9 protein-coding genes are annotated in these 10793 nt (G+C 69.1%); 6 read left to right on the top strand and 3 right to left on the bottom strand.

All coding sequences use genetic code 11. The features are described 5' to 3' along the window. Positions 1-97 precede the first annotated feature (97 nt). On the top strand, positions 98-1531 hold the full coding sequence (locus AC4AMJ_RS24760; protein WP_489898532.1) for a CCA tRNA nucleotidyltransferase: 1434 nt from the start codon (positions 98-100) through the stop codon (positions 1529-1531). A gap of 15 nt (positions 1532-1546) precedes the next feature. Here AC4AMJ_RS24760 and AC4AMJ_RS24755 read toward each other — a convergent pair whose 3' ends face one another. Beyond that, positions 1547-2479 (bottom strand): diacylglycerol/lipid kinase family protein, encoded by a 933-nt coding sequence (locus AC4AMJ_RS24755; RefSeq protein WP_489915347.1) that lies wholly within the window; start codon positions 2477-2479, stop codon positions 1547-1549. Between the two features lie 20 nt (positions 2480-2499). Here AC4AMJ_RS24755 and AC4AMJ_RS24750 point away from each other — a divergent pair, with 20 nt between their 5' ends. Together AC4AMJ_RS24750 and AC4AMJ_RS24745 are read left to right on the top strand one after the other, a co-directional pair. Further along, complete coding sequence (locus AC4AMJ_RS24750) at positions 2500-3105, top strand: TetR/AcrR family transcriptional regulator (protein ID WP_489898534.1); 606 nt, start codon at positions 2500-2502, stop codon at positions 3103-3105. 10 nt (positions 3106-3115) lie between these two features. Then, positions 3116-4642, top strand: coding sequence for a glycerol-3-phosphate dehydrogenase/oxidase (locus AC4AMJ_RS24745; RefSeq protein WP_489915345.1), 1527 nt, complete (start codon positions 3116-3118; stop codon positions 4640-4642). Here the strand turns inward: AC4AMJ_RS24745 and AC4AMJ_RS24740 are convergent. Then, on the bottom strand, positions 4636-5727 hold the full coding sequence (locus tag AC4AMJ_RS24740) for an aminotransferase class V-fold PLP-dependent enzyme (RefSeq protein ID WP_489915343.1): 1092 nt from the start codon (positions 5725-5727) through the stop codon (positions 4636-4638). The genes AC4AMJ_RS24745 and AC4AMJ_RS24740 overlap by 7 nt on opposite strands. Positions 5728-5793: 66 nt before the next feature. Here AC4AMJ_RS24740 and AC4AMJ_RS24735 point away from each other — a divergent pair, with 66 nt between their 5' ends. Then, positions 5794-6375, top strand: a complete 582-nt coding sequence (locus AC4AMJ_RS24735) for a hypothetical protein (protein WP_489915341.1) — start codon at positions 5794-5796, stop codon at positions 6373-6375. On the opposite strand, the gene AC4AMJ_RS24730 is transcribed toward AC4AMJ_RS24735, so the two are convergent. Then, the gene (locus AC4AMJ_RS24730) at positions 6335-7663 is read right to left on the bottom strand and encodes an MFS transporter (protein WP_489918508.1); all 1329 of its coding nucleotides are present in this window, start codon (positions 7661-7663) and stop codon (positions 6335-6337) included. The two genes, AC4AMJ_RS24735 and AC4AMJ_RS24730, sit on opposite strands and share 41 nt — an antisense overlap. A gap of 51 nt (positions 7664-7714) precedes the next feature. On the opposite strand from AC4AMJ_RS24730, the gene AC4AMJ_RS24725 reads away from it, so the two are divergent. Together AC4AMJ_RS24725 and AC4AMJ_RS24720 are read left to right on the top strand one after the other, a co-directional pair. Then, positions 7715-8362: a YqgE/AlgH family protein gene (locus AC4AMJ_RS24725; RefSeq protein WP_489898538.1), complete on the top strand. Its 648-nt coding sequence runs from the start codon at positions 7715-7717 to the stop codon at positions 8360-8362. 101 nt (positions 8363-8463) lie between these two features. Continuing rightward, positions 8464-10506 carry a CocE/NonD family hydrolase gene (locus tag AC4AMJ_RS24720; RefSeq protein WP_489915339.1) on the top strand — a complete coding sequence of 681 codons (2043 nt, stop codon included), beginning with the start codon at positions 8464-8466 and terminating at the stop codon, positions 10504-10506. Positions 10507-10793 lie beyond the last annotated feature (287 nt).

The following is a 10793-nucleotide window of genomic DNA, read 5'->3' as shown; positions in this document are numbered from 1 at the left end:
GGCCGGTGTGGTGATGTCGGCACCTGTCCGCTGTGGTGCGTGCCCCGGTTCACGAGGATTGTGGTCGCCGGATGTGCCGACGGTAGGCTGGCATCCTGTGACCGACCCCGAACGCCGTACCCGCCTGTTGGCGTCCGCGGCAGTGACACTACGGGGCCTGTCCGACATCCTGGTGCCGCTCGGCAAGGTCTTCGCCGACGCCGGCCACGATCTGTATCTGGTCGGGGGATCGGTGCGCGACGCCGTGCTCGGCCGTTTCGACGGGGATCTGGACTTCACCACCGATGCGCGGCCGGAGCAGGTCGTCGCACTGATGTCGGGCTGGGCCGACGCCCACTGGGACACCGGGATCGACTTCGGCACCATCAGCGCGCGCAAGGGCGATCAGATCATCGAGATCACCACCTATCGGGCGGACTCCTACGACCGGGTGGGGCGCAATCCGCAGGTCGTCTTCGGTGACTCGCTCGAGGACGATCTCGTGCGTCGCGACTTCACCATCAACGCGATGGCGGTGCGGGTCACCGCCGACGGTGCCGCCGAGTTCTGCGATCCCCTCGACGGCCTGACCGCACTGCTGGCCGGGCTGATCGATACGCCGGCGACCCCGCAGGAATCGTTCAACGACGATCCGCTGCGCATGCTGCGGGCGGTCCGGTTCGTGTCGCAGCTGGGGTTCCGCATGGCACCGCGGGTTGTCGACGCGATCACCGAGATGTCGGGGCAGATCGATCGGATCACCGCCGAACGGGTCCGGATGGAACTGGACAAGCTGATCCTGGGCGAACATCCGATCGAGGCGATCGACGCGATGGTGGACACCGGACTCGCCGAGCACGTGCTGCCCGAGGTCCCGGGGATGAAGCTCACCATCGACGAGCACCATCAGCACAAGGACGTCTACCAGCATTCGCTGACCGTGCTGCGGCAGGCCTGCGACCTCGAGGACGGCGACCCCGATCTCGTCCTGCGGTGGGCCGCGCTGCTGCATGACATCGGCAAGCCCGCGACCCGCAGGCACGAATCCGGCGGCGGGGTCAGCTTCCATCACCACGAGGTCGTCGGCGCCAAGTTGGTCCGCAGGCGGATGCGCGCCCTGAAGTATCCGAAGGCGGTCGTCGACGACGTGTCACAGCTGGTGTTCCTGCACCTGCGGTTCCACGGCTACGGCGACGGCGCCTGGACGGATTCGGCCGTCCGCCGCTATGTCACCGACGCCGGTCCGCTGCTGGACCGGCTGCACAAACTGGTGCGCGCCGACTGCACCACCCGCAACCGGCGTCGCGCCCGGCGTCTGCAGGAGAACTACGACCATCTCGAGCACCGGATCGCGGACCTCAAGGCTGCGGAAGACCTGAACAAGGTGCGTCCCGACCTCGACGGCAACGCGATCATGGAGTTGCTCGGGCTGCCGCCCGGACCCAAGGTCGGCGAGGCGTGGCGTTACCTCAAGGAACTGCGGCTCGACCGCGGACCGCTCTCGCACGAAGAGGCCGAGGAGGCCCTGCGCGAGTGGTGGGCTCAGCAGTAGCGCCTGCTCGGGAGATTAGGGTGCCGGGGCGAAGAACGTCGCAGAGCCCGGCACCGCCTCGAACACCGCGGGCAGTTCACCGACGAGGTCGCCGTCGATCGACACCAGCGCCGGCGGATCGCAATACAGCTCGATCTCGCGGCCGCGCATGGTGTGCACCGTCGGGTGATCGACGTGCGACCCGGAGAAGACCGTGGGGAAGACCCGGGCGATGGTGAGCCGGGCGAACCGGGACGGGCGGACGGCATAGGTCAGGTCCAGGAGCCCGTCGGTCATCGACGCGTGGGGGGTGATCTGCATGCCGCCGCCGTATGACGTCGTGTTGCCGATCGCGGCGAACACGAGGTCGTCGTCGATCGAGGTGTCGTCGACGCGCACGTCGTAGTGGCGGGTACGCAGTCCGACGAGCTCGCGCATCGCGGCCAGCGTGTAGCGCGACTGTCCCTTCGGCCACGACATCTCGATCGCCCGGGCGGTCACCGACGCATCGAATCCGGTTGCGGCGACGGTCGTGAACAGGGCGCTGCGGCCGTCCGGGAACGTCACCCGGCCCAGGTCGACGGTCTGGGTGTGTCCCTCGGCGATCACCGCGACCGCGGCGGCCGGGTCGTCGAGCGGTATGTGCAGGTTGCGGGCGACGTCGTTGCCCGATCCGGCCGGTATGACCCCGATCGGCTTGCCGGTGCCGAAGGTCGCCTCGACGGCGAGTCGGATCGTGCCGTCACCACCCACCACGACGATTCCGTCGGCATCGCCGCGGGCGGCCTTACCGGCCTGCTCGGCCGCATCGCGCGCGTCGCGGCCGATCACGAGCTCGGCCCTCACGCCACGCGAGGAGAACTCCGCGATCGCGGCATCGGCCACCGCCCGCCCGGCGCCGTTGCGCGCGTGCGGGTTGGCCAGAACCGCGATCTGGCCGACGCGATGGTCGTGGGGTGTGGAGCCCATAGGTTACGATGTTACATATCATGTCAATCTGTAAACCAGACATCGGTGACCAGGTTCTCGACGCCGCGCGGGAGTGCCTGATCCGCAACGATGGTCGCAAGGTGACTCTTGCGGAGGTCGCGCGTGAGGCCGGGGTCAGTCGACCCACGGTGTACCGACGCTGGCCGGACATGCACGAGATCACCCGTGCCCTGCTGACCCGTGAGGTGCTCGGCATCGTGAGTGCGGTGACCGAGGCCACGCCTCTGCGGACCGCCGAGTTCGACGCCACGATCGACCTCGTGGTCCGGGTGGCCGCGGCGTTGCGCGACGACGCGCTGGTCGACGCCCTGTGGCGATCGCAACGCGATTTCATGACGCCGTACGTCTTCGACCGGCTCGGCGCCAGTCAGCAAGGCGTCCTCGACATCCTGTCCGACGCGATCGCGCACGGGCAGCGGCGCGGGCAGGTCCGCGACGGCGATCCGGACAAGATGGCGTCCATGGTCCTGCTGATCACCCAGTCGGCGGTCCAGTCCCGTGCGCTGGTGGAGTCGATCCTCGGCGACGAGTGGAGCCGCGAACTCCATCACGCACTGTCGTCGTATCTGCGCCGACCCGACACAGACCTACCCACGGCAACGTGACGGTGATGCGGTGACCGCGCTGAACGCCGGCCAACGCAGCGCGTGGCTCGCAGCGTTGGCGGACAACGATCAGCCGCTCGACGTACTCGTCGTCGGCGGGGGGATCACCGGGGTCGGGGTGGCCCTCGACGCCGCGACCCGCGGATTGCGGGTGGCTCTCGTCGACGCCCATGATCTCGCCTTCGGCACCTCGCGCTGGAGCAGCAAGCTCGTACACGGCGGACTGCGTTACCTCGCCGGTGGCCAGATGTCCATCGCGCATGAGAGTGCGGTGGAGCGGCATCACCTGATGACCGCGATCGCACCGCATCTGATCCGGCCACTGTCACAGGTGGTGCCCGACGTCGGGTCCCGGCGGACCTCGGCGTTGATCCGCACCGGATTCCGCGCCGGCGACGTCTTACGCCGGGTCGCCGGTACCCCGGCGTCGGTCCTGCCCGGACCGTCGCGGCTGTCCGTCGACGACACGCTGGCATTGTGTCCCGCGACGTCGCGGGACGGACTGCGCGGCGGATTCGCCAACACCGACGGGCAGCTCGTCGACGACGCCCGGCTCGTCGTCGCGGCGGCCCGCACAGCCGCCGTCTTCGGCGCGCTGATCTGTACCCACACGCGTGCCGACCGGGTCACCGGAACCGGTGCGCGACTGACGGATACGCGCACCGGTGAATCTTTCGACGTCATGGCACGGACGGTGGTGAACGCTGCCGGGGTCTGGGCCGGCGACATCGACCCGTCGGTGCGACTGCGGCCCAGTCGCGGCACGCACCTGGTCTTCGACGCGGCCACCTTCGGCAATCCGGCAGGTGCCCTGACCATCCCGGTCGCCGGATCGATCTCCCGATTCGTCTTCGCATTGCCCGAACAGCTGGGCCGGGTGTACGTCGGCCTCACCGACGTCGACGCGCCCGGACCGATCCCCGATGTGCCCGAAGCGTCCGACGACGAGATCGACTACCTCATCGACGCGGTCAACCCTGTGCTGGCACAACCGGTTTCCCGCGCCGACATCCTCGGTACCTACTCCGGGCTGCGTCCGTTGATCGCCGCCGAAAGTGACTCGGGCTCAGGAGATCTCGCAGATCTGTCCCGTCGGCATCGGGTGCAGGTCGCCGACGGTACGCTCGTCGGCGTGCTCGGTGGGAAACTCACCACGTACCGCCGCATGGCCCAGGACGCGGTCGACGCCGCGATCGAGGCCGGTGGTCTGACGGCAGGCCGATGCGTCACCGCGACCACTCCGCTGATCGGTGCGGCCGGGATACCGCGCCGACCTGGTCTGCCGGCCTCTCTGGTGGCCCGATTCGGTTCGGAGGCAGCCAAGGTCGTGTCCGCGGCGAGCGTCGAGCGCCCGCTGGACCTGATCGCCGACGACCTCGACGTCACCCGGGCAGAGGTGGAGTTCGCGGTGACCCACGAGGGCGCGCTGAGTGCCGACGACGTGCTCGACCGGCGCACCCGCATCGGGCTGGTCGCCACCGACGCGGAGCGCGCCCGGCCGGCGGTCGAGGAGATCGTCGGGTCGGTGGCTCAGTAACCCATCGTCCGCAGGGCGTCGGCGAGCTTGTCGAGATCCTCGCGTTCGACGTCGAGATGCGGACTGATCCGCAGCACCGACTGTTCGGTGGCGAGCGGGGCGCGCCAGGAATCGGCGCAGGTCACCAGGATGCCCAGGGACAGGAGCTTGTCGCGCGCGGCGGCCACGTCGGAGGGTTGCCAGCCCGGCGGCGGCGCGAGCGTCGTGATCGCCGACGGTTCGTCGGCGGGTTCGAGCACTTCCCAGCTGCCGATCCCGTCGAGCCGTTCCCGGGTGTAGCGGCCGATGGCCGACAACTCACGGAACACGCGCTGCTGGCCGACGGCGAGAACCTCGGATACCGCCACCCCGAGTCCGAGTCGACCGGCGACGAAGGCTTCCGAACTCTCGATCTCCACCGGCCGAAGGGCGTCCTTGCGGACGGCGACGAACCCGACACCGCGCGGGCCGCCCAGCCACTTGCGGCTGGTGCCGTAGACGACGTCGGCGCCGGTCACGGTCGGCGTGTGGCCGGCCGACTGCGCCATGTCGACGACCACCGGAACCCGGGCGGCGTGCGCGATCTCGACGATCCGGGTGACCGGCTGCACGATGCCCGACATCGAACCGATGTGGCAGATGTGGATGAAGTCCGGCTGTTCGAACTGCAGCATGTTCTCGAGGGCGTCGGTGTCGACGTGGCCGACGATGTCCGCGTCGGGCAGCGGCCGGACGGCGAAGCCGCGACGCTCGAACTCGACGAGGTTGGGACCGAACTCGTTCTTGGCGACCCACACGGTGGTGGAGATCGGCAGATTCCAGTAGGTGAGCAGTGCGCGCAGCGCGGCGCGGGCGCTCTCTCGGAAGGCGAGTTCGTCAGAGGTGTGTCCGATCAGTGACGCGAGGTCGCGCATGTCGCGGGCGATCTCCTCAGCACGGTCCGCGGCGGCGACGTACGAGCCGCGTTCGGACTCCCGCCACAGGTGCGCGGAGATGGTGCCGATGACCGCATTCGACGACCGGGCGGCGGCGGCCGAGTCGAGGTGGACGACTTCGGGACGGAGGCGAGCGCGGCGCCACTGTTCACCCAGATCGCTCACGTACATAGCCCCAGAACCTACCGGCCGGGGTCGAGCAGGGAACCAGCGGGCGGCGCGGTGCGTCGAATCGGTATGGATTCGGCGATCGACTACCTCTTCGGGACCGGTGACGGGCACACCACGTCCTGGGTGTCGTCCGCCGACGCCGACTTCGACCACGACGGGCAGCCGGACGCGGTGTGGCTGGATTTCGACGGTGACGGGCTGCGGGACGATGCGATGTGGGACACCGACGGCGACGGATCCGCCGACGTCGCGGCACTGGACCGCGATGACGACGGCCGACCCGACGCCTTCTTCCGGGACTCGGGTAACGGGGTGTGGGGCCGGCGGACCGGACCACCCGGCCGTGGCGAACCGGAGATCCCGCCGCCGGCGGGCCGGGTGGGGGACGGTCCTGCGCCGGAACCGAAACCCCAGCCGCAACCCGACCCGGGCGGGGAGACGGTCGTGGTGTCCCGAGACCTCGACGGTGACGGGGCCGCCGACGTCGAGATCGTCGGCACGCGGCGGGCGGGTGTCCCGGTGGCGTACCGGCTCTACGTCGACTCCGACGGTGACGGCCGCTACGACCGGGTGCTCGTCGACGACGACGGCGACGGGCGCGCCGACGTCAGCTATGACGACCGGTCGCCTCGATTCGATCACCGTTGACCGACCGATGTCGATGGGGAGGGGTGTGCAGGAAGCGGACCACGACGGCGCCGACCAGGTAGAGCACGACGCCGAAGACCAGCAGCCCCACCGACCGCCCGTCGGGCGGGATCGCGAAGGCGGCCAGCGTGACCGCGCCGACGTAGGCGATGTTGAACACCGCGTCCTGCACGGAGAAGACCTGCCCGCGCACGGCGTCGCCGATGTCGACCTGCATCGCGACGTCGCCGCACAGCTTGGCGACCTGGCCGATGAGGCCGAGGACGAAGGCTCCGATGCAGAGCACCACCGGGTTGAAGGTGATCAGTGAGACCTCTGCGACGGCCCCGAGCGACAGGGCGGTCACCAGCGTCAACCGTCGGCCGTATCGCTCCACCGAGATCGGGGTGATCACGGCGGCGAGGAACGCACCGCCGGCGGTGAAACCGGCCACCACGCTGAGCCCGGCCAGGCCGTCGCCGGCCCCGGCCTGCTTGCTCAGTACGAGCAGCATCAGGGTGTTGATGCCGAAGACGAGCCGGTGCGCCCCGATCGCCGACAGAGCCGCCGACACGGTCCGTGATCGGGCGACGGCCCGGGCGCCGTGCAGCAGTCCGACCGTGACGGCGTGCAGGGCCGACCGGCCGGGGTCGTCGGGTTCGTCGGGGCCCAGTTGGAGTCGCGCGAAACCGTGCGCGAGGCCGGCCGCGATGAGTGCGATGGCCACCCCGCCCAGAGTGGTGAGAGCACTGCCGGAGTTGTCCGCACCGAACAGGGCGCGCAGCACCGCGGCCAAACCGGCCCCGACCGCGAGCATGCCCGCGCCCAGGGTGGTGAACAGTGCGTTGGTCGCCACGATGACGTCGCGATGTGCCACATGGGGCAGGGATGCGGACAGGCCCGACGCCACGAAGCGACTCGCACCGGTCACCGCGAGCGCCCCGATCAGCACGATCGTGTCGCTCGCACCCGTTGCGATGCACAGCGCGACGAGGGAGATCAGCACAGCGCGAATCATGTTGGCGTACATCAGGACATTGCGTCGGTCCCAATGATCGAGGAGGGCGCCGGCGAACGGGCCGATCATCGAGTAGGGGAGCAGCAGCACGGCCAGACCGCCCGCCACGGCGAGCGGATCGGCATGCCTCTCGGGATTGAAGAGGATCGCTCCGAACAGTGCTGCCTGGAACACACCGTCGGTGATCTGACTGGTCAGGCGCACCGCCAACAGCCGCCCCAGCCCTGGCGAGTGCCCGAGCGAGCGTATGAAGCCCCGCAGACCGGGGTTGGTATGCGGAGACACTGACATCACTGATCCAGAGTACCGACCTGGAGGGTCGGTCCATGCCATGATGTGAAGGTGGCCGGCGGCGACGAGTCAGAGGAACCGACCCCCGAGTTCTACTCGGAGGGCGCTGCGGGTGCGGCACGGGATCTGCCGTCCGTCGGCCGGGTCCGGCCGGGCACCCTTCTCCTCGCGTCCACCGATCTCCTCGAGCCGACATTCGCCCGGACCGTCATCTACATGATGGAGCACAACGAGGCCGGCAGTCTCGGGGTCGTCCTCAATCGGATGAGTCAGACCGCGGTGCACAATCTGCTCCCGCAGTGGTCTGAGCTCGCCGCATCGCCACGGGCGCTGTTCGTCGGCGGCCCGGTCAAGCAGGATGCCGCGCTGTGTCTCGGCGTGGTGAAACACGGCGCCGACATCAGCGGCCACGACGCGATCCGTCCGGTCGACGGCCGGGTGGCCCTCGTCGACCTCGACGGGGACCCGGAGGCACTCGCCGACGTTCTCGAATCGGTCCGTCTGTTCGCGGGCTACTCGGGCTGGGGTATCGGCCAACTCGACGCCGAACTCGAACAGGACAGCTGGATGCTCGCCTCGGCGCTGCCGGGGGACATCGTCGCACCCACCACCACCGACCTCTGGGGTGCGGTGCTCCGGCGGCAGCCGTGGCCCATGCCGCTGCTCGCCACGCACCCGCTCGACCTCACGCGCAACTGACCTGCGGCACCTCGAACCGGCATCCTGAACCCCAGGGGTGACGCACGCCACAATCTCTGCTACCTTTTCCTCGCTTGTTCGACAACCGGGGGGTTTGTGGCGTGCGGGTGGGAAAGATCGCGGGAATTGTCGGTGTCCTGACATCGGTGCTACTGGTGTCGGGGCTGGTGATCCCGGCGGCGACAGCGGCGCCGCCGCCGTCCGGAGGTGCTGCCGCCGCCCGGTGGGTCGCCTCGCACGACGGGCCGCAGCCCTATCCCGGCGTCGCCGTCACGTGGGATGTCCCGATCCGGATGAGTGACGGAACGATTCTGCGCGCCAACGTGTACCGTCCCGCCGACAAGGCCGGGCGGGCGTCGGCCAGGCGCACTCCGGTGATCGTCAACATGACGCCGTACACCAAGCTGATCACCGCGGTCGGGTCCGCGGTGACCCAGCATCCGGTGCTCGGGCCGTTCCTGACCCAGCTGGTGTCGACCATCGCCCAGGTGTCCTCGCCGCTGCGCGACTTCGCCGACATCACCCAGCTCACCCAGGCGCTCCAGGACGGTGGCGCACGCACCTTCATGGTCGACTACGACCTCGTGCGCAGCGGCTACACGCAGGTCGTCGTCGACGTGCGGGGGACCGGTTTCTCGCAGGGCACGTGGAACGTCTTTCAGAACCGGGAACAGCAGGACACCACCGAGGTGATCGACTGGGCGGCGCGCCAACGGTTCTCCGATGGCAAGGTGGGCATGTCCGGGGTCTCGTACTCGGCGATCAACCAGATCCAGGCCGCCAACAAGAACCCGAAGGCGCTCAAGGCCATCTTCCCGGTGGAACCGGGCGGCGACCTCATCCGCGACATCGTCGCACCCGGCGGTGCTCTCGGCGCCGGCTTCCTGCCGATGTGGCTCACCTTGGTCAACACGACGAAGATGGTCCCCAACGTGGCGTCGATGCTGAACGGCACCTTCGACTGGAAGTGGTTGGCCGACCGCGTCTCCGACCCGTTCACGTTCTATCCGCAGCTCTTCGCGGCGCTCCTGACACCCGACATCGCGTCGGTTCCGCCGGAACTGCGCGAACTACTCACGACGACGGGCGAACCACGGCAGGCGTGGCTCGACCATGCCGAGCGGATCAGCACGCCGACGTTCATCTACGGCGGTTGGTTCGACCTCTTCACCAACAGCGAAGTCCGGATGTACAACAAGATCCCGTTGTCGCCGGGCCGCAAACAGCTCATCATGGGCGACGGGTATCACCTGACGATCGGCGGCGGGCAGGGTCATCGCGCCCAACCGCCGCGCCTCGATGTACTCCAGAAGGCCTGGTTCGACAAGTGGCTCAAGGGCATCGACAACGGCATCGACTCGTACGGGCCGGTCAACCTGAAGCAGGTCGGCGACTCGTGGATCACCGCGCAGCAGTTCCCCCGGGCCGGCATGACCCGGCAGCGGCTCTACCTCGGTGACCGCCCCAGCGGCACCGCCCCGTACGCGGTTCGCGATGGCAGCCTGACCACCGACGTGCCGGCGTCACGAGGCCGGATGACGATCTCGCCCGGAATCCTGACGCTGTGCTCGCGGGACTCCGCGCAGCAGATGGCTGGCGCGACCGCGTTCTTCCCGTTCTGCGCGAACGACGCCCGGATCGCGGAGCGCAACGCGTTGACGTTCACCACGGCACCGATGCGCACCACGCGTAGCGTGTCCGGTTACACGAATGTCCGGTTGAACACGGTGATGGACGCGACCGACGGCTACTGGACGGCGACGCTGAACGACGTTGCGCCCGACGGGACGTCGAAGGTCATCAGTTCGGGTCAGGTGATGGCGTCACTGCGCGACTACGACCGGTCGAAGTCGCAGTTCGCGCCCAACGGCGACGTCATCGATCCGTTCTACGACTTGACGCTGGCGTCCCGGCAGAGGGTGACCCCCGGCCGGCCGGTCTCCCTCGACATCGGGCTGCTGCCGACCGAGGCGCTGATCCGGCCCGGGCATCGGCTGCGGGTCGACGTGTTCGCGATGAACCTGCCGCGCGGCCTCCCGCTGCGCCCGTTGCTGAACGAGTCGAAACTGCGGCCCGAGCACATCCAGCTCGACCCGACCCGGCCGAGCTTCGTCAATCTGCCGCTGTCGGCGCCGGTGGGGTGATCACGGTCCTACTCGGTCCCGGTCCCCAACCCGGTCCCTGAGGAGCCTCCGAGCTTGCGAGGATGCGGTCCAACTCGGTCCCTGAGGAGCCTCCGAGCCTGCGAGGATGCGGTCCCCCTCGGTCCCTGAGGAGCCTCCGAGCTTGCGAGGACGCGGTCCAACTCGGTCCCTGAGGAGCCTCCGAGCTTGCGAGGATGCGGTCCCCCTCGGTCCCTGAGGAGCCTCCGAGCTTGCGAGGATGCGTCACGAAGGGCCGACGCGCGCGCCACACGCCGGCACCCACCCCG

Source organism: Gordonia sp. LMA484, assembly GCF_058129505.1.
The sequence above is the reverse complement of the archived record's forward strand: the minus strand, read 5'-3'. Positions and strand labels throughout refer to the sequence as shown.

Excerpts from the sequence above, each read along its gene's own strand:
- AC4AMJ_RS24755 (WP_489915347.1), bottom strand. The coding sequence starts at position 2,479 with ATGGGCTCCACACCCCACGACCATCGCGTCGGCCAGATCGCGGTTCTG.
- AC4AMJ_RS24740 (WP_489915343.1), bottom strand. The coding sequence starts at position 5,727 with ATGTACGTGAGCGATCTGGGTGAACAGTGGCGCCGCGCTCGCCTCCGT.
- AC4AMJ_RS24750 (WP_489898534.1), top strand. The coding sequence starts at position 2,500 with ATGTCAATCTGTAAACCAGACATCGGTGACCAGGTTCTCGACGCCGCG.
- AC4AMJ_RS24735 (WP_489915341.1), top strand. The coding sequence starts at position 5,794 with ATGGATTCGGCGATCGACTACCTCTTCGGGACCGGTGACGGGCACACC.
- AC4AMJ_RS24730 (WP_489918508.1), bottom strand. The coding sequence starts at position 7,663 with ATGTCAGTGTCTCCGCATACCAACCCCGGTCTGCGGGGCTTCATACGC.